The organism is Arthrobacter sp. UYCu723, assembly GCF_054059215.1.
In genome coordinates this window covers 1,685,370-1,707,449 of record NZ_JBSSBW010000001.1, presented here as the reverse complement: position 1 = coordinate 1,707,449, position 22,080 = coordinate 1,685,370, and the positions used below count along the sequence as shown (strand labels likewise).

The window sequence follows — 22,080 nt, the reverse complement described above, 5'->3', positions numbered from 1 at the left end:
CTACGGCCTCAATTCGATGACCGTCTTGCCGATTCTCACGGGGACACCAAGCTCGACCGGCAGGGCCCGGGTCAGCTGCTGGTCTGCCAGGTATGTGCCGTTTGTCGAGCCCAGGTCTTCGATGAACCAGCGGCTGCCTTGCGGGAACAGGCGGGCGTGCCGCCCGGAGGCGTAGTCATCCTCCAGGACGAGCGTGGCTTCCTGGGCGCGGCCGAGCAGGATGGGACTCGCCGCCAGGGCGATGGTGGTGCCCTTGAGCGGGCCTTCCGTCACCACGAGCTGGTGGGCCTGCTGCTTCACGGGGGCGGGGGCAGGCTCCGCCAGTGCGGGGTTCTTGCGGACCTGCCGGGCGCTGGGCGCGCCGGCTGCTGCCTTGCGTCCGATCATCAGGTCGCGGCGCATGGCCGAGACGATGCTGAAGATCAAGACCCACAGGAGCAGCAGGAACCCGAAGCGCAGGGCGGTGATGGTCAGTTCACTCACGGGCGGCCGCCTGGGTTGGCGGGCAGAAGGCGGAAAACAATCTTGGTCCGTCCCATCGTGATGGTGGAGCCGTCAGTGAGCTCCGAGCTCCCGACGATCTTGTGGCCGTTGACGTAGCTGCCGTTCGTGGAACCCAGATCGATGGCTTGGGCTGTGCCCGGACCGGTGCGGATCTCAAGGTGCCGGCGCGAAACGCCGGTGTCGTCAATCAGGATGTCTGCCTCAGACGACCGTCCGAGTACAACGGAAGGAGCGTTAAGCGAGTACCTCTGACCGTCAATGTCAAGTACCGGCAGGAGCCGGGACGGCTGGCGCGTCGGCGCGGCAGGCATGGCGGCGTGGGTTCCGGGCTGTGCCGGAGCGGACGGGGCGGAGGCCTTCTCGGTCCGGGACTTGATTTCAAAATCCCCGGCCCGGCGCTCTTCGTCGCGACGGAAACTGATCCGGACCGGTCCCTGCAGGGTGTAGCCCTGGCTGCGCACGTGGTTGATGACAACATCACAGAGCTCTTCCGCGAGCGGGGTGCCCCATTCCTGGGCCCGCTGGAAATCGTCGTCGCTGAGCAGGACGTCGAAAACGTTGGGAGCTAAAGTGCGTCCCGCGGCGATTGTGAGAGCCTTGTTGTCCACTTCGCGGCGGAGGTGGCTGGCGATCTCGACGGGCTCCACCTGGGCGCGAGAACCGGTGGAGAAGACCCCGCGGACGGCCTTTTCGATGCCGCGCTCGACTTTGTCCAGCAATCCCATGGTCCTTCTCCTTTCCTGACGGCTGCCGGGCAGCATTTCATTCCGGAACTCGGTTTCCAACATTTGCGGGAGCGGGCCGTAGACGGGCACTCCTACATCAGATACTACTGGGCGACGCTGGGAATGGCCTTAATGACCATTGCCACTCCGTACCGGAAAGTCGCCGCTGACCGGCGCTGACATGGGGTGATGCCGCCGGTTCGGGGGTGGCGGCGGCGCGTTCGGTATGGCCCTGCGGGAGCCGGGCCGGAGCCCTCCGGGCCGGCCGCGGGGGCCCAATATCCGGGGCCGGACCGAACTTGTGCGGCCCGATTGGTGTTTTCCCGCGGTTGTCCGTTATGCTTGATCTCGCTGCTTTTACGAGGTTGGCGGTCCGGAAATTGGGCCACTGCCGGATAGAAGAAGTTGCGCGCGAGTGGCGGAACGGCAGACGCGCTGGCTTCAGGTGCCAGTGTCCGAAAGGGCGTGGGGGTTCAAATCCCCCCTCGCGCACGCACTAGAACCCCGGGAAATCAATGATTTCCCGGGGTTCTTTTTGTGTTTCACCCACGCGTAACCAGTTTTCGCCCACGCGACTCTCGATATGCGACCGCCGTGGGCCTTAGCCTGAATCCACCGGTCGGCTGTCGCTGATGGCCGGATTCTGATTCAGTCTTGTTTTCGGGCCGGGGGCAGGGTGGATGGCAGGACCTCGCTGTCCGGTGGTGTTCCACTGTTTCTTTCGGTTGCGCCGTATCGGCTGGATTGACAGGGTTCAGGCCGGTTTGGGCGGCGGGAAGATCGTGTCGAAGAGCTTTTCCCAACCGTCCTGCCACGGCCAGTTTTCGGGCAGATGCAGTCTGATACGCCGGGCCGAAGATGCGGTCCGGGCGGCGACGTTGATGATTTTGGTCCGGATCGTCACGGTGGTGGCTTTGGCGAAATGCCCTCCGGCGAGGGTGCCCGCGGCGCGGGTGAGGTTGAACGCCATGGCCGCGGCGGCGAGCCAGGCGGCGTTGGCGTTGAACTTTCCTGAGGGTAGGTGGGCCAGCGGACCGGCGCGCAGATCGGAATGGACCTGCTCGATCACCGCGTGGGCGCGGTGGGTCTTATCCGCCTTGACGGTGTCCAGGACGTCTGCGGCGACGGTGGTGAAGAACGCGTGAAACCGGTGGGTGTCGAACAGGGTTTCCTGACCCGTGACGGCCTTGGGGTTCAGTTCCGGAACCCTGCGGACCACCAGCCTGCCGGCAACGCGGTCTTCCTTTTTCTTGGAAATGAACGCGGTGAACCCGATTTCGGCGACCTCGGCATCGGAGATCCAGGTGTTGGATTCCTCGTCGAAGATCGCATTGGTGTATTTGATCTTCTCCCACGCGGAGTCCGGGATCTTCGCGATGGCTTTCTTCACGTGCGGGTCCATCCGGGCCGTGATCGAGACTTTCGCGCCGGCCCGTGCCGCGGCGGTGACAACCGCGTGGTTGTAGAACGCGCTGTCCGCGCGCAGCAGCACCATGCCGTCCGCGTCCGCCGAACGCAGCCGATTCACGGTGGCGAGGGTGTCGGCCACGAATTTGCCGGCCCCGCGCGCCGAACTGGTGGCGCCTTTGCGCAGCCGCGCCCCGGTGATGACCGGTGCGGCCTCGTTGGTGGTGACGGTCCCGATCAGCGCGTTCAGGCCCTTGACGCCGTTGTACCCGTAACCGGCGCCCTGCTTCTGATAGCCGTAGGTCGCCTTGACCGTGTCGTCGATATCGACCAGTGCCAGAGCGTCGATCCCGGCCGTGACCGGGGCGGCCCTGGCCAATGCGGGCAGCCAGCGGGAGGCGACCGCGTCGAGCTGGCGGACATGGCCGAAAGTGAACGTCCGCAGAAACGAGCCCAGCGTCGAAGGCGCGTAGGCGCCCTTGAACAGTTTCCCCATCCCACCGTGGCGCAGCAGTCCCATATCATCGATGGAATCGGCGCCGGCAACCATCCCGGCGACCAGGGCCGTGACCTTCAACCCCGCGTTGGCACCGAAATAGTCCGGCAGTTTCAGATGCTCATCGACCAGTTCCCCGAGCCCGGTTTTCCCGGCCAGACCCATGACCGGGACCAGCCCCGCGGCCGACACGAGATTCGGATCATCAAAAGCGCTGGAAATAGCCGACGGGGTATGGAAAAGTTGCATCTACGGAATGCTCCTCTGCAAGGCGAAAACGGAACTCTAGACAAGTCCTATTTTCCCTGATCAGAAGGGCATTTCCGGTTTAAAACGCCGGACCGGCCCAAACCCAACCGGTGGATTCAGGCTTAGGGCCAGCGCGATCAGATCCGGGATAACGCGCAGTATGGTGCCACGATCGAGGTGGAATTGAAACCGCGGAAACAGATCTCGCCCTCGTGTATAACCCAAGAGCTTCCCGGCCGACCGCGGCACGGACACCGAGTCCCCACCACCTAAGCTCCCAGGGCTTGCACGCAGGGGGCGTCCGCCTCGCCGCCAACTCCAAACGCCGTAAATAGCGGCAAGAGCGGCAAATAAGGTCCATGGTCCCTGTCAATACTTATCAGTGGCCCCCATAGTCGAAACTGCAGGATTCCACCACCTTGGGGAGGAAAGCTATGCCTGACGAAGGTGACATAAGAAGAAACCACGCTTCGGGAAAGCCCGAGATCTACCGTAGCGGGGTGTGGGAGCCTTATAGCCCTTATGATGTGCCACCCATCGAAGAAGCGGGCCGCCCGCCCCGCCGAGAAGACGGGGAGCGCGGCGGAGCCTCAGGATACGACTAGGCACGAAGAGCCATTCGGAAGGAGACGGATGGAGAACGCAGGGGACAGGCGGAGATCCGTCCGCATGCCTGGGGGCTAGGTCATTGGGTGGGCTAGGACGAATACGTGGAAAATATCGGACCGCGAAATACACCCGTTCCGTGACGTGCCGCCCTGAGCCTAAGAGGAAGCGGGAAAGAGAGCCATGGCGGACAGCTTTTCTGACATATCTGAGTGGATTAGGAAGGCGGCGGGATGGTTTCGGGCCGAGGCGAAAGCCCGGACCGGTGCCGGTTCTCCGACCGGATCCGGGGATGAGTGGCAACTGACACTGAAGCTCGCGCCGGGGCAGGCAGACGAAGCTCGGGCAGAGCCGGTGATTAACCTTAGTGTCGAATCCCCGGCATGGCGAGACGCCGCTGAAGCCGTTCGGACGACGGTCAAATGGCTTGTCGCCGCGTTCGCAGTGGTCGGCGCCTTGATGTTCGCGAAGGGTTTTATCACCACCCCGAAGCTGAGCTGGAACGAGAACGGACCGCAACTGATCTCGGCCGGGTTCCTAGGCCTGCTGGGGCTTGTCGGCATCGGAGTATTCCTTTACAAGGCAGTGCGCATGCTCCGCCCGACGGTGTACGACCTCAACGACCTGGACCCACAGTTCGCAGCACTGGTGGACGTTCCGGGAAACGGCTACCTTCCCGAGGGCATTACGAATCTCGAAAATTTCAAGGAGGAGTTCACCAGAGCCAGACATAGCGTCATCAGTGCTAGAGCACAGCGCGACACAGCCCGCAGCCAGCTCAAGGAAGCAGAAGAAAGCAGCCCGCCCAATTCAGATGCAGTGAAGAAGGCAAAGGAAGAACTGGAATGGTGGCAGGAGGTTCTCGCCCAGGTACTCAGGAGCTTCAACACGTTGAAGACGGTGCGCGCAAGGCTCCTGAACAAGGCCGAGTATTGGAAAGCAGGCACAGCTTTCGACAACGAGGGGAAAGTCTTGGTCGTAGCGGCTCTTGTGGCGGCGTTCGGCGGCATCGGCTACCAGCTCGCCCTCGCCACACCTGATGAGCCGGCCAAGACGGCCAACTCTTCGCCCGCTGCTCCAACAGTCGGTGAACTCATACGTTCCGACTCTGCCTCAGGCAGGGAACTGTGGGAGCAATTGGGCCTAAGCCGGTGCCAGGCAGCTCAAGACGCTGCAAGGATCGCCGTCATCGTCTCGTCCGGAGACGGATCATCTCAGAAACCATACGTCGTTTCGACGATTCCAACCGTCACGTGCCCAGGCCAAACGTTCACAGTAATTGACCCAGTTGCCCGCGTCAGCCTCCCCGTCAAACGGGACATCGTCTATACCCCGGATGCGACGACGAGTCCGTCGACGGCCGGCACAGCCCGATAACGAACATCCCTCCCTGCCAGGCTTCCCAGCCGGCAGGGAGGCGCAGCTCTTCCATGTAGCCAGTATCTGGTCCAGCGGAACCTGTTGGTGGGAATGCTCGTGATCGGGTCACCCGCCGGCATCAAAGCGCTAAGCCTTGATCCACCGATGTTGATTGGGGCTACGTCGGCGTTTTAAACCGAGAATGGCCGCCTTTTCAAGGAAAATGAAGTTTGTCTAGAACTCATTTTTCACCGAAAAGAGGCCATCTCGTAGATGCAAGTTTCCCACAAACCATCCGCGGTGTCGGTTTCCTTTGACGAGCCCAATCTCGTGTCGGCTGCCGGGCTGCTGCCGGTCATGACGCTGGCCCGGGACGCCGGGCTGCACGAGCTCGCCCAGGACTGGCTGACGGTGCCGACGGATAAGGGCGCGAACGCCGGGCTGAAAGTCGCTTCCCTGGTCGCCGGGATGGTCGCCGGGGCAGACTCGATTGATGACATGACCCTGTTGCGCCACGGCGGGATGAAGCGGCTCTTCACCGCCTGCTACGCGCCCTCGACCCTGGGCTCGTTCCTGCGGTCCTTCACGTTCGGGCACGTGCGCCAACTGGACGCTGTCGCCTCCCGTTTCCTGGCCGGCCTGGGGACCCGGGCCCCGCTGCTCGGGAGCCCCGGGGCGGAGGACTTCGTGTTCGTCGATGTTGACGACACGATCATCGAGGTCCACGGCTACGCCAAGCAGGGTTCCGGCTACGGGTACTCCGGGGTCCGCGGCCTGAACGCCCTGCTGGCCACGGTCTCCACCAAAGACACCGCCCCGGTAATCGCGGCCCAGCGGCTGCGCAAGGGCGCGGCGAACTCGGCCCGCGGAGCCAAACGCCTGATCACCGATGCCCTGTCCACGCTCAAAGGCCTCCAGACCGGAGGGCAGAGTCGCGGGCGGGTGCTCTGCCGGTTCGATTCGGCCTTCTATGGCCATGCAGCGGTTTCCGCCGCGCTGGCCGGCGGGGCCGAGGTCTCGGTGACCGTGCGCATGGACCCGGCCGTCAAACGGGCTATCGCCGGGATCCCGGAGACGGCATGGGAAATGATCGAATACACCGACGCGGTCTTCGACGAGACCACCAACACCTGGGTCTCGAAGGCTGAGGTCGCCGAAACCGTGTTCACCGCGTTCTCCTCCCGGAAAAAGGCCGAGCAGGTCACCGGCCGGCTGGTGGTGCGCCGCATCCCGGAACTGAACAAGAAAGCCAGCGACGGACAACCCACCTTGTTTGAAACCCATCGGCACCACGCGTTCTTCACCACCGTGGACGCCAAGGTTCTGGACACTGTCGCCGCGGACCAAACCCACCGCAAACACGCTCAGATCGAGCAGGTGAACGCCGATCTGAAGGACAGTGCGCTGGCTCATATGCCCTCAGGTGTTTTCGCGGCGAACTCCGCCTGGCTGGTTGCCGCGGTCATGGCCTATAACCTCACCCGCGCCGCCGGGCTCCTCGCCGCAGGCCCCTTCGGCAAGGCCCGGACCGGCACGATCCGCCGCAAACTCATCCACGTCCCGGCCCGCATCGCCACCAGCGCCCGGAAAATCCGGCTTCATCTCCCCGAAGCCTGGCCCTGGCAAACAGCATGGCAGGGCCTCTTCGAGCACCTCTACCCGCCGCCACAACCGGCCTGAACCCACACCAACCAGCCACACGGCGCAACCAGGACCACCAGTGGAACACCCCGACAGCGAGGCCGGATGATCCACCATGCCCAAACACCTCACCGCAGCCAGCCCGGAATTACGCCCGGGACCGGCTGCCGATCGGTGGATCAAGGCTAAGGCGCAAGGCACCCATGGGCCTGATCAACCGTGCCGAAGTGCTTCACGTCTGAGGCTGGTTGTTACGGGCGTAAGCCTCGAGTATCTGAAGGAGCCGATCGTGCCGCGCCCTGAGATCCACGGGCCGCCGGCCGCCGGCGCCGGGCAGGGGAGTGACCATCCATGCGGCAAAGGAGTTGTGGGGACTCGCAGTTCCAGAGCACAGTCGAAGAGCTTCAACACGACAAGGTGCAGGCTTCCGTCGGGGCGGAACTGGAAACCGGGGCAGTGAATACCGTCCCGAATGAAGACCCGGACCAGCTGCCGCATCACCGGCTCGGGGTCATTGTGGAGCCTTGCCATCCTCGCCTGCACATCTTCCAGGGACGGTAGCGTGAACTCAACCTCCAAATACCCCCAGAGTGTTTCGTCTACAAGCACCGAAATTCCGTGCGGCTGCAGGCGCCGCGGGTCAGGAGTAGGTCGGCGGGTCTACCGCCTGCTGCTGCGTCGACGGGCTGAACTGTGGCTGCTGCTGCGGTGCCTTAGCCTTGATCCACCGATGTTGATTGGGGCTACGTCGGCGTTTTAAACCGAGAATGGCCGCCTTTTCAAGGAAAATGAAGTTTGTCTAGAACTCATTTTTCACCGAAAAGAGGCCATCTCGTAGATGCAAGTTTCCCACAAACCATCCGCGGTGTCGGTTTCCTTTGACGAGCCCAATCTCGTGTCGGCTGCCGGGCTGCTGCCGGTCATGACGCTGGCCCGGGACGCCGGGCTGCACGAGCTCGCCCAGGACTGGCTGACGGTGCCGACGGATAAGGGCGCGAACGCCGGGCTGAAAGTCGCTTCCCTGGTCGCCGGGATGGTCGCCGGGGCAGACTCGATTGATGACATGACCCTGTTGCGCCACGGCGGGATGAAGCGGCTCTTCACCGCCTGCTACGCGCCCTCGACCCTGGGCTCGTTCCTGCGGTCCTTCACGTTCGGGCACGTGCGCCAACTGGACGCTGTCGCCTCCCGTTTCCTGGCCGGCCTGGGGACCCGGGCCCCGCTGCTCGGGAGCCCCGGGGCGGAGGACTTCGTGTTCGTCGATGTTGACGACACGATCATCGAGGTCCACGGCTACGCCAAGCAGGGTTCCGGCTACGGGTACTCCGGGGTCCGCGGCCTGAACGCCCTGCTGGCCACGGTCTCCACCAAAGACACCGCCCCGGTAATCGCGGCCCAGCGGCTGCGCAAGGGCGCGGCGAACTCGGCCCGCGGAGCCAAACGCCTGATCACCGATGCCCTGTCCACGCTCAAAGGCCTCCAGACCGGAGGGCAGAGTCGCGGGCGGGTGCTCTGCCGGTTCGATTCGGCCTTCTATGGCCATGCAGCGGTTTCCGCCGCGCTGGCCGGCGGGGCCGAGGTCTCGGTGACCGTGCGCATGGACCCGGCCGTCAAACGGGCTATCGCCGGGATCCCGGAGACGGCATGGGAAATGATCGAATACACCGACGCGGTCTTCGACGAGACCACCAACACCTGGGTCTCGAAGGCTGAGGTCGCCGAAACCGTGTTCACCGCGTTCTCCTCCCGGAAAAAGGCCGAGCAGGTCACCGGCCGGCTGGTGGTGCGCCGCATCCCGGAACTGAACAAGAAAGCCAGCGACGGACAACCCACCTTGTTTGAAACCCATCGGCACCACGCGTTCTTCACCACCGTGGACGCCAAGGTTCTGGACACTGTCGCCGCGGACCAAACCCACCGCAAACACGCTCAGATCGAGCAGGTGAACGCCGATCTGAAGGACAGTGCGCTGGCTCATATGCCCTCAGGTGTTTTCGCGGCGAACTCCGCCTGGCTGGTTGCCGCGGTCATGGCCTATAACCTCACCCGCGCCGCCGGGCTCCTCGCCGCAGGCCCCTTCGGCAAGGCCCGGACCGGCACGATCCGCCGCAAACTCATCCACGTCCCGGCCCGCATCGCCACCAGCGCCCGGAAAATCCGGCTTCATCTCCCCGAAGCCTGGCCCTGGCAAACAGCATGGCAGGGCCTCTTCGAGCACCTCTACCCGCCGCCACAACCGGCCTGAACCCACACCAACCAGCCACACGGCGCAACCAGGACCACCAGTGGAACACCCCGACAGCGAGGCCGGATGATCCACCATGCCCAAACACCTCACCGCAGCCAGCCCGGAATTACGCCCGGGACCGGCTGCCGATCGGTGGATCAAGGCTTAGCTTGGCCTGGCCAGTATCCGGGGAGAAAACCGCCGGGGACAGCGATCGGGAGGGCATCAATTTTGACTAGAGCACGGTAGATGCTGACGCTGACCATGATGGACCCGGCAAATGCTATTGCGAAGCCCGCGAGTGCCAAGAGCATGGATTCACTGGAGGCCGATGACCTGCCCATTGTGCCGATAAACATAAACCCGGCGAGGCCGGATCCGCCGATGGCCATGAAAGTACCGGCGAAAAAGATTCCGGCTGACCGCTGAAACGGCATGTGCTGTCCTTATGGTGTTGACGGGTAGTTTTCCGTGGCTGTTGTAGGGTCGTGGCTACCCGGGGGAGGCGGGTATGGCTTTGGTTGCTGTGGCCGGACGACTCGTGCGTGACGGCTTCGAAGGATTGGCCGCCCGCACTCTCCGCGATGACCCGACCGCTGATTGAGAGACGCGACATGATCGCCGGATAAGGACACGACGGCGCGGTTATCTGCTGGGATTTTACCCATCCGACAGACTGGAGGTTGTTTTGGTGCACGTATGGGCCGGTATCGATGCCGGCAAAGCCCATCATCACTGCGTCGTGATCGACGCCGACGGAAACCGTCTGCTCTCGCAGAAAATCCCCAACGATGAACCCGCCCTGCTCGAGCTCATCGCCGCCGTCCTGAAACTCGGCGGCGGGGACGAGGTCATCTGGGCGACGGACCTGAACCACGGCGGCCCGGCGCTGCTGATCGCCATCCTCGTCGCCCACGGCCAGAACCTTCTGTATATTCCGGGCCGGATCGTCCACCACGCCTCCAAGCTCTACCGCGGGGAAGGCAAAACGGACGCGAAAGACGCCTTCGTGATTGCTGACCAGGCCAGGATGCGCCGCGACCTGCAGCCGCTGCGGGCGGGGGATGAGATCAGCACCGGGCTGCGGATCCTCACCGCCCGGCGGGCCGATAAGTCAGCGGACCGGGTCCCGGCGATCAACCGGCTCCAGGCCCAGCTGCTCGAATACTTCCCGGCCCTGGAGCGTGCTTTTGACTACAGCCGCTCCAAAGCCGCACTGTTGCTGCTGACCAAACACCGGACCCCGGACGGGATCCGCCGCACCGGCCAAGCCAGGCTTCAGGCGTGGTTGAAGAAACACGGCGCCCGCTCATCCGCCGCTGTCGCTGCCGCTGCGGTCGATGCCGCGAAGTCGCAACACACCACCGTCCCGGCCCAGCACATCGGGGAACTGATCGTCGCCGCCCTCGCCCAGGAAATCATCACCCTGAACAAAGAACTGGCCGAGCTGGACGCCCTGATCAGCGCGAAGGTCACCGAACACCGGCACACCCGGACCTTGCTCAGCATGCCCGGCTTCGGCCCCGTCCTGGCCGCGGAGTTCCTTGGCGCTACCGGCGGGGACCTGACGGTCTTTGAAACCGCGGACCGGTTCGCCGGCGTCGCCGGACTTGCCCCCGCACCCAGGGATTCCGGCCGCATCAGCGGCAACCACCACCGCCCCAGACGCTACGACCGCAGGCTCCTGCGCGTCTTCTACCTCTCTGGCCTCTCGGCGCTTAAATCCTGCCCGGCATCACGGACCTACTACGACCGCAAACGAGGCGAAGGCAAAACCCACATCCAGGCCATGCTCTCACTGGCCCGGCGCCGCCTCAACGTCCTCTGGGCCATGCTCCGCGACGGCACCACCTACACCCGGCTCCCCGTACCGGCGCCACCATTGGCCGTCTGACCGAGTCGGTCCCGCCCCGAAATCAACGCCGCAGACTCAAGCGACACCGTTTTTCTCCACGATTTCCGAGGTATGGCCCCCTCGAGGCCGCATTGCCGGCCTGGGGTGCTAGCCCGTCCGACAAACCGGGGTCGGACCCGTGGCGGAGCGTTATCTATGGGACCGATAGATGACACCCCTGCGGAATCCTGCGCGCTGGACATCCCGCGAGGAATGAGTCAAGAATGAGCTGGCGGGTGTCTGCGAAACTCCCTGTGCTCCCGGCCGGGCTCGTTCAGCCCGGCGGATCCGATCGTTGGAGGCGGGACATGAAGGCTGTGGTTGTCGGGGCGGGCATTGCGGGCCTCGTCGCGGCCCGCCAGCTCGGTTTGGCCGGCTGGGACGTCGAGGTCCTCGAGAAATCGGCCGCTCCGCGCCCCGATGGCTACATGATGGACTTCTTTGGTCCGGGAGTGGAGGCGGCGGAGTGGATCGGCCTCTACCCGCGGCTCGCCGCGGTGGCCTACCACGTCGAGGCCGCCGAATATGTCGATGCCACAGGACGCCCCACCTCCAGCCTCGATTACGACCAGTTCGCCCGGCTTGCCGGCGGGAAGGTCCTGAGCCTGCTGCGCCCCGACATGGAACGCGCCGCCCTCGCTGCGCTCGACGACGTGGCCTCCGGCCGGGTGCGAATCCGTTACGGGGCGCCGGTTTCCCAGGTATGGAGCGGTGAGGACGGCGTGGAGGTCGCCGTCGGTGACCCGCCGGACGTGACGCTCGGCGCGGACGTCCTCGTCGGCGCCGATGGCATCCATTCCGGTGTACGAGCCCAGGTCTTCGGCCCCGAAGAGGAATACCTGCGCCCCCTGGGCATGCGTGCCGCCGCGTTCATTGTGACCGAGCCGGTCCTGAATGCCCGCTTCCGGAACCGGTTCGTCCTCACCGACAGCATCGACCGGATGGCCGGGCTCTATAGCCTCCGCTCGGACGAGGTGGCGGCATTCATGGTCTACCGGGATGCCACAGACGCGCCAGGGCACCAGCGCTCCGGGAGTCCGCGGGAGCGGCTGCGCCGCGAGTTCGCCGGCCTCGGCCACGCCGTCGACCGGCTGCTGGAGCTGTGCCCCGAGCATCCGTACGACGACGTCGTCGCACAGGTTGTCATGCCGGGCTGGCAGAGGGGGCGGACCGTTCTCGTGGGGGACGCCTGCGGGGCCGTGTCGCTCCTCGCGGGTCAGGGCGGCTCACTCGCCATCGCCGGTGCCGCGTTGCTGGGGGACGTCCTGGGACCCGTGGCTTCACCTGACGGGATCAGCGCAGCCCTCGCCGAATTCGAGCGACGCTGGAAACCGGTAGTCGAGGAGGCGCAGGCCGCCGGGAGGCGCACCGCGTCCTCGTTCCTCCCCTCCAATCGGACCCAGCGCCTCCTGCGCCGCTGGATCATACGGGTCACCCATCTGCCAGGAATCGACCGGCTCGTGGCCCGCCAGATCGTGGGCAGAATCGCCAAATAGGCCGCGCGACCGGCATCGGTCGTCCAGAAGAGCGTCGGGAATCGGCCGAGAGCTGCCTTAGTTTTCCGCGGAGCTGGAATGCTCCGCGTCGCGGTGGTGGCCCGCATCGTGCCTCAGCACAACCCGCCCTGCCGTTACTGTTCCGGAACCAAGTTGGGGAACAAGCGCCACTGCGGATTCGTTGCACTCGGGACGACAACCAGGGAACGAGGAACGGATCATGACCGCTGATTACGATGAACTGCGCGCCGACGTTAAGGAAACGCAGGATAAGTCCCTTGAGGCACTAAAGTCCGCCAACGCCCCTGACGCGCTCAGCGTGGTCCGGGAACTCGACGCACCCGATGATGCTGACGCTCTCGGCGTTCCGGGCGGCGAAATCGTAGCTGAGGAACTCACCGTTCAGGTCGTCCCCCAAGCCGCGGACGAGTTTACGTGCCACTCCTGCTTCCTGGTCCGGCACCGCTCCCAAATGGCCCGGGAACACGACGGTCACCAATATTGCCAGGAATGCGAAGGCTAACCGCCCCGTTCGGCGTTCGAGCACCAAACCTGACACCACGCCGGAGCCCGCCGATGGTGAAGGCGCTGACCATTGCCGGTTCTGTTGCTACCAGATGGCCGAGCACCACGAAGAAAGGATGACATTCAAGACCTTCTTCGGCCCGTCCAGCCGCCGGGCCAGTGCGTCAGCTCGGCGAAGCCGGCCGCTTCCCGCAGATGCGCCCGGGGCCTCGGCACTGGGCCCTTGTTCTGTCATGAACGTCCGGACCACGGAGCATGGTGGACACTATCGAGAGCAGGCCCATCGCCGAGTTTGCTCTTGGGAATGACGCTGATGGTCCCGTTGGTTTCAAGCACCACCGCTGCAATGTCGGCGAGGTCGCCGGATCCGGTGCCACGCACCGCTTGCAGCACCTCAGATTCGCTGAGACGGTTTCTGCGCAGTTGGGCATGCTGAAGTTCTCCAAAAACAACGAGTGCCACGGGCTTGGACGTCACTGCAGATCTGGCCCCGGGCACATGCGAGGACACCCACGCGACGACGAACTGCAGGCCTGCGAGCAGCGCCAACGCCGTCAGACCCTCAAAAAAGGCAACGTCAGAACTGAGCAGGATCGTCGCGAGCGTGGATCCCAAGGCGACCGTCACAATGAAATCGAACGCGTTGAGCTGCCCCAACGTCCTCTTGCCCGAAACCCGCAGGACCACCACCAGGGCAGCATACGAAACTGAACCGATGATCAGGACACGGAGAATATCCGCCCAGGAATCGAACCACATACGCTTCATGCTCCTTCGATACGGTAGTCGGCCGATATCAGGGACAGGGGAACGTCACTGACAGTACGCTGGGTATTTCCGGTTCGGTTAGCTGCAAACCAAAGGACAGTAGGCAGGGAAGCTGAATCGCCCGTCGAAAGCTGGCCTTCGGGCAGGAAGAGCAGGAGCTTATGACTGAAGTGCCTTCACTACAGGCGGACCGCTGCTGAAGAACGAGCGGGCCGCGCACTGGCTGGACGCGCTGCGGACCCAGTTATGGCCTCTCCCGGCGTTGGCGGTTGCCCTCGCCGTGGTGCTGGGTGTGGCGTTGCCTGCTCTGGATTCCGTTGTCGACGGCCAGTTGCCCGAGAATGTCGGTGTATTTCTCTTCAGCGGAGGCCCTGAAGCGGCCAGGTCGGTCCTGCAAGCCATCTCGGGGTCCCTGATTACGGTGACGTCCCTGACCTTCTCGCTCACCGTGGTCACGCTGCAGCTGGCCAGCAGCCAATTCTCGCCGCGGCTGCTGCGGACCTTCACTTCCGACCGGTTCGTGCACGGAACGCTGGCCCTCTTTCTGGCATCCTTCGCCTTCGCGCTGACGGTCCTGCGCAGCGTCCGCGACGAAAGCAACGGAAACACCGCCTTCGTACCGGAAATTTCGGTCACCCTCGCGTTCGCCCTTGCCATAGCCAGCGTCGTCGGGCTGGTGCTTTTCCTGGCGCATCTCACCCGGGAGATCCGGGTGGAAACCATGATGCGCAACGTCAACAGGGAAACCCGGGAATCCATTGACCGGGTCTTTCCCGAGGACCGGCCCGCACGCGGGCCCGAGCCCGTCCCGGCGTCCGGCGCCTTCCTCGTCGAATCCAGCTCCTCAGGCTTCCTGACTTCGCTGGATCAGGGCGCACTCCTGCAGGCCGCGGAAGATTCCGGTGCCGTGGTGCGGATAGACCGGGAACCGGGCAGCTCCCTGGTGGAGGGCGTTCCCTTCGCTACCGCCTGGCCGGCCGAACCGGGAAGAACAATAGGACACGAGGCCCGCGAGAAGCTGGCCCAAGATGTCAATGCCGCTGCGGCAACAGGGTATGAACGCACCAACGTCCAGGACGTCGGGTTCGGGTTCCGGCAACTGGTTGATGTCGCGACGCGGGCACTCTCGCCGGGCATCAACGACCCCACCACGGCAGTGCACGTCATCGGGCACCTCTCGGCCCTGCTGTGCCGGCTGGCGGGAAGGAACCCCGGCCCGGAGCACGTGACCGACGAGGACGGGCGCGTCAGGGTGGTGCTGTCACTTCCCACGCTCCGGGACCTGCTCGACATGGCGATGAACCAGCCCCGGCAATACGGCGCCGCGGACGCGGCCGTCGCGCGCCGCCTCCTGGGGCTCCTTCACGAACTTGCATGGTGCGACCGGAAGGGCCAGTACCGGACGGAGATCCAGGACCACCTGGGCCGCATGCGCCACGCCATCGGCGACGGGGATTACTCAGGCCCCGAACGAAAAAACCTGCTGGACACGGCCGACTCCATAGGAACCCAGCAGACATAGAACCGGCAACCCAACGGGGTTCTTCTGTGGCAAAAGTAATACACGTGTGACCAACCGGATGGAGATTCGAAGATAGGCTCGTAGACGTGTCCAACAGGAAGTGGGGATGGCCGCGCTGAGTTGGCCTTCGCTTGGGATGCTTCGCTGCCTCGTTTCGCTGCGAAGCGCTTTCGTGTGTTTCCTCGCGGCTCTTCTCCTCACGGGGGCCGCCTCGTACACCCACGGCAGCCGGTACGCCATCGTAGGACACAGCCCCTTTCAGTCATTGGGGGCCCAATCACCCGGCCCTGAAGGAGTTGAGGCAGGGGCTCTTCCGGCGGCAACTTCACCCGGCCCGGGTGAGATGCGGTCGTCGGCTCCTCAGGCTGTCCGCGTGGTCCATCAGGCCGGCCCGTGTAGTGACCCCGAGTCGATGGAGCGGGACTGCTGCGAACGGAGGCAGGCTCCGCGCGGCGAACCGGCCCCGCTGAAGACAGGGGCGGTGGACCCGCCCGCTTTGCTCCAGCGGCAGCCCGGTGAAGGACTTCTTTCCAGCGCTGTCCCCCCGGAGCCGGATCTTCCGGCGCTCACGGTGGTTCAGCTTTCCATCAGCAGGACGTAACACGGCTCGCCGTTGCAATGCACCACGACCTGTTGAATAGACCTGGAAAAGAGAAACCAATGACACATGTACAGTCCATGCTGGACGCCCACCCTCTGGGCACGGGAAGCATCGATAAGGCCAGACTAGTCGAATGCATCCAGGCATGCTTTGAGTGCGCCCAGACGTGCACTGCGTGCGCCGACGCGTGCCTTAGCCTTGATCCACCGATGTTGATTGGGGCTACGTCGGCGTTTTAAACCGAGAATGGCCGCCTTTTCAAGGAAAATGAAGTTTGTCTAGAACTCATTTTTCACCGAAAAGAGGCCATCTCGTAGATGCAAGTTTCCCACAAACCATCCGCGGTGTCGGTTTCCTTTGACGAGCCCAATCTCGTGTCGGCTGCCGGGCTGCTGCCGGTCATGACGCTGGCCCGGGACGCCGGGCTGCACGAGCTCGCCCAGGACTGGCTGACGGTGCCGACGGATAAGGGCGCGAACGCCGGGCTGAAAGTCGCTTCCCTGGTCGCCGGGATGGTCGCCGGGGCAGACTCGATTGATGACATGACCCTGTTGCGCCACGGCGGGATGAAGCGGCTCTTCACCGCCTGCTACGCGCCCTCGACCCTGGGCTCGTTCCTGCGGTCCTTCACGTTCGGGCACGTGCGCCAACTGGACGCTGTCGCCTCCCGTTTCCTGGCCGGCCTGGGGACCCGGGCCCCGCTGCTCGGGAGCCCCGGGGCGGAGGACTTCGTGTTCGTCGATGTTGACGACACGATCATCGAGGTCCACGGCTACGCCAAGCAGGGTTCCGGCTACGGGTACTCCGGGGTCCGCGGCCTGAACGCCCTGCTGGCCACGGTCTCCACCAAAGACACCGCCCCGGTAATCGCGGCCCAGCGGCTGCGCAAGGGCGCGGCGAACTCGGCCCGCGGAGCCAAACGCCTGATCACCGATGCCCTGTCCACGCTCAAAGGCCTCCAGACCGGAGGGCAGAGTCGCGGGCGGGTGCTCTGCCGGTTCGATTCGGCCTTCTATGGCCATGCAGCGGTTTCCGCCGCGCTGGCCGGCGGGGCCGAGGTCTCGGTGACCGTGCGCATGGACCCGGCCGTCAAACGGGCTATCGCCGGGATCCCGGAGACGGCATGGGAAATGATCGAATACACCGACGCGGTCTTCGACGAGACCACCAACACCTGGGTCTCGAAGGCTGAGGTCGCCGAAACCGTGTTCACCGCGTTCTCCTCCCGGAAAAAGGCCGAGCAGGTCACCGGCCGGCTGGTGGTGCGCCGCATCCCGGAACTGAACAAGAAAGCCAGCGACGGACAACCCACCTTGTTTGAAACCCATCGGCACCACGCGTTCTTCACCACCGTGGACGCCAAGGTTCTGGACACTGTCGCCGCGGACCAAACCCACCGCAAACACGCTCAGATCGAGCAGGTGAACGCCGATCTGAAGGACAGTGCGCTGGCTCATATGCCCTCAGGTGTTTTCGCGGCGAACTCCGCCTGGCTGGTTGCCGCGGTCATGGCCTATAACCTCACCCGCGCCGCCGGGCTCCTCGCCGCAGGCCCCTTCGGCAAGGCCCGGACCGGCACGATCCGCCGCAAACTCATCCACGTCCCGGCCCGCATCGCCACCAGCGCCCGGAAAATCCGGCTTCATCTCCCCGAAGCCTGGCCCTGGCAAACAGCATGGCAGGGCCTCTTCGAGCACCTCTACCCGCCGCCACAACCGGCCTGAACCCACACCAACCAGCCACACGGCGCAACCAGGACCACCAGTGGAACACCCCGACAGCGAGGCCGGATGATCCACCATGCCCAAACACCTCACCGCAGCCAGCCCGGAATTACGCCCGGGACCGGCTGCCGATCGGTGGATCAAGGCTTAGTGAAGAGATGGTCGCCGAGCTAACCAAATGCATCCGCACCAACCTCGACTGCGTCGACATCTGCGTGGCCACCGGAAAGATCCTGTCCCGCCATCCGGGTCACAACGCTGATATCACCCGTGCGGTGCTCCAAGCCTGCCGCACCGCATGCAGGGCCTGCGCCGATGAATGCGGGCAACACGCCTCGATGCACCGCCACTGCGAGGTGTGCGCTGGAGCCTGCCGTCGCTGTGAGCAGGCCTGCGCCGATCTCCTCGCATCGCTGGGCTGAATACGGGAGCCAGGCCATGGCACAGCTAAAGAGAGCAGCACCCGGGCGGCTCCCAGTAGATCCGCTGCTGCGGCGGATGCTGGCCACACACACTCACTGCGGGGAGGTGATGCAGTTGGTCGCCCCAGGGCAGACGCCCTCCGTTGGATTGCCGGAGGAGAAGAACGACGGCGGCCTCCTCACCTACCGGTGCGCCTGCGGTTTCAGTTTCGACCGGAGACAGGACTGACACCGGCCGTCCGCAACCCGGCGGCAGGCCGGGGGCTGAGACAAACTTCCCGGCCTGTTCAAAGGTCCTCCATCCGTGGGTGCCCGGGCATGTGAAAATTCTGGAGATAGGGCGGTCTTTCGTGTGGGTAATTGACCGGAAGCGGAGCTTTGTGGCGAGATGCCGTGGTCCTGGAGTTTACTCACGCTGAGAGGCTGCAAGTGAAGGGTTTGTCCATGCGGCTGGGGGTCGCGGATCAGGATGAGGGCTCCGGGCACCGTAGCGCCGCGGACACTAGGCTGGCGGTATGGGACAAGGCAGGGTGCTGGTCTGCGGGGCAGGGATCGCCGGCCCGACCCTGGCGTACTGGCTTGCCCGCCACGGCTTCCAGCCGACGGTGGTCGAACGCGCCCAGGGATTGCGCTCCAGCGGCAGCCCGGTGGACGTGCATTGCGGGGCCACCGAGGTGGCCCGCCGGATGGGCATCCTGCCGCGCCTGCGCGATGCCGCCACCCAGGCGCCGGGCCTGACCTTCGTGACCCCATCCGGGCGTCGGGTCGGCCCGCTGCGGCTCGGCCGGCCCCGCGGCGACGACGTCGAGATACCCCGGGCCGACCTCGCGGCGATACTTTGCGAGGCCGCGGGAGACGATGCCGAGTTCCTGTTCGGGGACTCGATCACCGCCCTGCGGGCGGATGACGGCGGCGTCGACGTCACCTTTGAGCGCGCGGCCCCGCGCCGGTTCGACCTGGTGGTCGGCGCCGACGGACTGCACTCCACGGTGAGGGCCCTGGTGTTCGGCCCCGAAACCGGTTTCGTCCGGCATCTCGGCCTGTACGTCGCCACGCTATCGCTCGGCCGCCCCGCAGCCGACCTCGGAACGGTGGTCATGTACAACCAGCCGGGCCGGTCGCTGACCATCCATCCCGTCTGCGGAACCGCCGGGGCCGGGTTCATCTTCCGAGGCCCACCCGGCCTGGACTACCGCGAGATCCAGGCCCAGCAACGGATCGTTCTCGACGCCTACACCGCGCACACCTGGCAGGTGCCTGAACTGCCCGACCTGCGCGAGCAGGTGCGCAGCGCCGACGACCTGTACTTCGACTCCGTCAGCCAAGTCCGACTGCCAAGCTGGTCCAGGGGACGGGTAACCCTGCTCGGCGACGCCGCGTCCTGCGTATCGTTGTTCGGCGACGGGTCCAACCTCGCGATGACCGGGGCCACCACCCTCGCCGAAGCCCTGGCCACCACCCCCGACGACCCCACCACCGCGCTGCGCGGCTACGAATCCCACCACCGCAAGCTGGCCAACTCCCGCCAGCGCGGCCACGTCCTGGCCGCCGCGCTGCTCGTCCCCGCGACCCGAACCGGCCTCACCGCCCGCAACCTCACCGCCCGCCTACTCCCTCGCTGACCACCGAAACCCCAGCCTCGACCGTCACAACCCGGAACCTGTCCTGTTCTGAACGGCAGTTGAGCTGCGGAAACTCACAGAAATCTCTCTCGAATCCCCGGTGCGAAACCGCTACAACAAGCGAGATCCTCACCATCCGAAACCGCGCCGTGGCGTCCGCTCCCGGGTCGTTATCCGGCCATGCGCCACCCATCTTGAGCAGGCGGCGCAGTCCCTGTTCGGCCTGCGAGCAGTTCTGGAAGGGCAGCGACAACACCACATCCAGGGGCTGTGCCTACAGAACAATGGAATGCGGCAGATGGCCGGATCGCTGAACACGAAGACAACCCCTGCCAAGCGCAGGGAATCGGTGGTTGGATGGGACTACGTTCTGTCTTCGGAGGCATGAGGAGCCGCTGTGCGCGCAGCCGACCTGCAAGTTGCTTTACCCGTTGTGCGCCGCGAGACCAATGCGGTGGAAGCCGGGCGCCTGATCGCGGACAGCGGTTTGGTGGGGCTGGTTATTGCAAACAAGCTGGGAGTTCCCACTGCCATAGTCTCGGCCGTGGACGTGCTGCGGCTCATGGTGCCCGGTTACCTTCTCGATGATGTGTCGCTGGCGGCCGTGTTCGACGAGGCCGGGGCCGCTGAGTTGTGGGAACATCTTGCCGAGCGGACCGTCGGGGAGATGCTTGACGATGAGGGCGTCGCCGTCCGCAAGATCCTGACCATCGAGTCCGACGCGACCCTGGTCGAGATCGCGGCGCGCATGGTGGATGCCCGCACCCAGATTGCCCTGGTCCGCGACTCACCCCCGGACACCCCGATGTTTGTCACGCTTCCCGCCGTCATCAAGGCCGTCCTGGCCAGCGCCGGCGGCCCTGACTCACGGAGCGAGGAGCAGTGACGGTCCAGGTCATTCTTGCTCTCGGTGTCTTTCTCACAGCGTATGTTCTGATCGCTACCGAAAAACTGCCGCGGATGACCACCGCGCTGGGCGGCGCAGCTGCAATGGTGCTGATCGGTGCCACCAATGACACGGGAATGTTTTTTTCGCCGGAGAGCGGGATCGACTGGAATGTCATCTTCCTGCTGCTGGCCATGATGATTATTGTCGGCATCCTCCGGCAGACGGGACTCTTCGAGTTCCTCGCGATCTGGGCGGCGAAGAAGGCCCGGGGCTACCCGTTCCGGATCATGGTGATCCTGGTGGTCATCACCGCCGTGCTCTCGGCACTTCTGGACAACGTCACCACAGTGCTGCTCACCGCCCCCGTCACGCTCCTGGTGTGTGAACGGCTCGCGGCACCGCCCGTTCCCTTCCTGATCGCGGAGGTGATGGCCAGCAACATCGGAGGCACGGCGACGCTGATCGGCGACCCGCCAAACATCATCATCGCCAGCCGGGGGGGCCTGACCTTCAACGACTTCATCATCAACCTCGCGCCGATCGTCGCGGTGCTCCTCGTCGTCTTCATCGGACTGTGCCGCTGGATGTTCCGCTCCGCCTTCCGTTTCCATCCGGACCGTGCCGCGCGCGTCATGGCCCTGAACGAGAAGGAGGCGCTGGGGGAGAAGTCATTGTTGATCAAATCGCTCGTGGTGGTGGGCCTGGTGCTGATCGGTTTCGTTGCCCGGCCGGTGCTGGGGCTCGCACCGTCCCTGGTCGCGATGCTCGGCGCAGGCCTCCTCATCCTGCTCGCCCGGCTTGAACCGCGAAAAGTGTTCGGGGACGTCGAATGGGAGACGCTGCTGTTCTTTGCGGGCCTGTTCATCATGATCGGTTCCCTGGTCAACCTTGGAGTCATCGACGCGGTGGGAGCGGCCGCCGCTTCTCTCATCGGGGACAACTACGACGTCGCCGCCGTCGCAATGCTCACAGGCTCGGCTTTCGCGTCCGGCATCATTGACAACATCCCCTACGTGGCCACACTCGCTCCGATTACCCATGACCTTGTGCAGGCAGGAGGCGCCGCAGCCAAGCCCCTCTGGTGGGCACTGGCTCTCGGTGCGGACCTCGGCGGCAACGCCACCGCAGTGGGAGCCAGTGCAAACGTCGTCGTCATCGGGATAGCGAAGCGCTACGACCACCCCATCTCGTTCTGGACGTTCACCAAATACGGGCTGGTGGTCACCGCCGTCACCATAGGTTTGTGCGTGCCCTACCTGCTCCTGCGGTACTACCTGTTCTGACGGCGCAGGGTTTCCTATGGTCTAGCGGATGACTATGGCCGCGGCCGCATAGCCAATGATTATCGCCAGCCCAATAAGGACAGGTCCGCCTGTCGCGGTGATGCGAGGTTGCGTCCCTCC

Annotated in this window: 16 protein-coding genes, 1 tRNA gene and 2 pseudogenes; 15 read left to right on the top strand and 4 right to left on the bottom strand. The window is 64.7% G+C overall.

Annotated elements, in window-relative coordinates:
- Complete coding sequence (locus tag ACVWZ8_RS07975) at positions 1–483, bottom strand: FHA domain-containing protein FhaB/FipA (protein ID WP_426975354.1); 483 nt, start codon at positions 481–483, stop codon at positions 1–3.
- On the bottom strand, positions 480–1,229 hold the full coding sequence (locus ACVWZ8_RS07970; RefSeq protein ID WP_426975355.1) for an FhaA domain-containing protein: 750 nt from the start codon (positions 1,227–1,229) through the stop codon (positions 480–482). The genes ACVWZ8_RS07975 and ACVWZ8_RS07970 overlap by 4 nt, the downstream gene beginning before the upstream one ends.
- Before the next feature lie 409 nt (positions 1,230–1,638).
- On the opposite strand from ACVWZ8_RS07970, the gene ACVWZ8_RS07965 reads away from it, so the two are divergent.
- Positions 1,639–1,721, top strand: a tRNA-Leu gene (locus tag ACVWZ8_RS07965).
- Positions 1,722–1,983: 262 nt separating this feature from the next.
- Here ACVWZ8_RS07965 and ACVWZ8_RS07960 read toward each other — a convergent pair.
- Positions 1,984–3,381, bottom strand: coding sequence for an IS1380 family transposase (locus ACVWZ8_RS07960; RefSeq protein WP_456503753.1), 1,398 nt, complete (start codon positions 3,379–3,381; stop codon positions 1,984–1,986).
- 789 nt (positions 3,382–4,170) lie between these two features.
- On the opposite strand from ACVWZ8_RS07960, the gene ACVWZ8_RS07955 reads away from it, so the two are divergent.
- From ACVWZ8_RS07955 to ACVWZ8_RS07925, 7 genes are all read left to right on the top strand, one after another.
- On the top strand, positions 4,171–5,364 hold the full coding sequence (locus tag ACVWZ8_RS07955) for a hypothetical protein (protein WP_426975356.1): 1,194 nt from the start codon (positions 4,171–4,173) through the stop codon (positions 5,362–5,364).
- Positions 5,365–5,619: 255 nt separating this feature from the next.
- Positions 5,620–7,026: an IS1380 family transposase gene (locus tag ACVWZ8_RS07950; protein WP_456503408.1), complete on the top strand. Its 1,407-nt coding sequence runs from the start codon at positions 5,620–5,622 to the stop codon at positions 7,024–7,026.
- Between the two features lie 799 nt (positions 7,027–7,825).
- Complete coding sequence (locus ACVWZ8_RS07945) at positions 7,826–9,232, top strand: IS1380 family transposase (RefSeq protein ID WP_456503408.1); 1,407 nt, start codon at positions 7,826–7,828, stop codon at positions 9,230–9,232.
- Between the two features lie 231 nt (positions 9,233–9,463).
- Complete coding sequence (locus tag ACVWZ8_RS07940; RefSeq protein ID WP_456504319.1) at positions 9,464–9,643, top strand: hypothetical protein; 180 nt, start codon at positions 9,464–9,466, stop codon at positions 9,641–9,643.
- Between the two features lie 259 nt (positions 9,644–9,902).
- Positions 9,903–11,108 (top strand): IS110 family RNA-guided transposase, encoded by a 1,206-nt coding sequence (locus tag ACVWZ8_RS07935; RefSeq protein ID WP_456504318.1) that lies wholly within the window; start codon positions 9,903–9,905, stop codon positions 11,106–11,108.
- A 308-nt stretch (positions 11,109–11,416) separates the two neighbouring features.
- A complete protein-coding gene (locus tag ACVWZ8_RS07930; protein WP_456504317.1) occupies positions 11,417–12,604 on the top strand; it encodes an FAD-dependent monooxygenase in 1,188 nt (395 codons plus the stop codon).
- 220 nt (positions 12,605–12,824) lie between these two features.
- Complete coding sequence (locus tag ACVWZ8_RS07925) at positions 12,825–13,127, top strand: DUF4193 domain-containing protein (protein WP_211882386.1); 303 nt, start codon at positions 12,825–12,827, stop codon at positions 13,125–13,127.
- Between the two features lie 233 nt (positions 13,128–13,360).
- On the opposite strand, the gene ACVWZ8_RS07920 is transcribed toward ACVWZ8_RS07925, so the two are convergent.
- Positions 13,361–13,888 carry a DUF421 domain-containing protein gene (locus ACVWZ8_RS07920; protein WP_211882388.1) on the bottom strand — a complete coding sequence of 176 codons (528 nt, stop codon included), beginning with the start codon at positions 13,886–13,888 and terminating at the stop codon, positions 13,361–13,363.
- Positions 13,889–14,159: 271 nt separating this feature from the next.
- Between ACVWZ8_RS07920 and ACVWZ8_RS07915 the strand changes: the two genes are divergently transcribed.
- The 7 genes and pseudogenes from ACVWZ8_RS07915 to ACVWZ8_RS07885 all read left to right on the top strand — a co-directional run bounded on the left by ACVWZ8_RS07915 (position 14,160) and on the right by ACVWZ8_RS07885 (position 21,960).
- The gene (locus ACVWZ8_RS07915; RefSeq protein ID WP_456504316.1) at positions 14,160–15,419 is read left to right on the top strand and encodes a DUF2254 domain-containing protein; all 1,260 of its coding nucleotides are present in this window, start codon (positions 14,160–14,162) and stop codon (positions 15,417–15,419) included.
- A gap of 660 nt (positions 15,420–16,079) precedes the next feature.
- Positions 16,080–16,223: pseudogene (locus ACVWZ8_RS07910) on the top strand (four-helix bundle copper-binding protein); the annotation flags it as partial.
- A 114-nt stretch (positions 16,224–16,337) separates the two neighbouring features.
- Positions 16,338–17,744 carry an IS1380 family transposase gene (locus ACVWZ8_RS07905; RefSeq protein ID WP_456503408.1) on the top strand — a complete coding sequence of 469 codons (1,407 nt, stop codon included), beginning with the start codon at positions 16,338–16,340 and terminating at the stop codon, positions 17,742–17,744.
- 146 nt (positions 17,745–17,890) lie between these two features.
- Positions 17,891–18,166: pseudogene (locus ACVWZ8_RS07900) on the top strand (four-helix bundle copper-binding protein); the annotation flags it as partial.
- 515 nt (positions 18,167–18,681) lie between these two features.
- Positions 18,682–19,788, top strand: a complete 1,107-nt coding sequence (locus ACVWZ8_RS07895) for an FAD-dependent monooxygenase (protein WP_456504315.1) — start codon at positions 18,682–18,684, stop codon at positions 19,786–19,788.
- Positions 19,789–20,185: 397 nt separating this feature from the next.
- Positions 20,186–20,674 carry a hypothetical protein gene (locus ACVWZ8_RS07890; RefSeq protein WP_456504314.1) on the top strand — a complete coding sequence of 163 codons (489 nt, stop codon included), beginning with the start codon at positions 20,186–20,188 and terminating at the stop codon, positions 20,672–20,674.
- Positions 20,671–21,960 (top strand): ArsB/NhaD family transporter, encoded by a 1,290-nt coding sequence (locus tag ACVWZ8_RS07885; RefSeq protein WP_456504281.1) that lies wholly within the window; start codon positions 20,671–20,673, stop codon positions 21,958–21,960. The genes ACVWZ8_RS07890 and ACVWZ8_RS07885 overlap by 4 nt, the downstream gene beginning before the upstream one ends.
- Positions 21,961–22,080 lie beyond the last annotated feature (120 nt).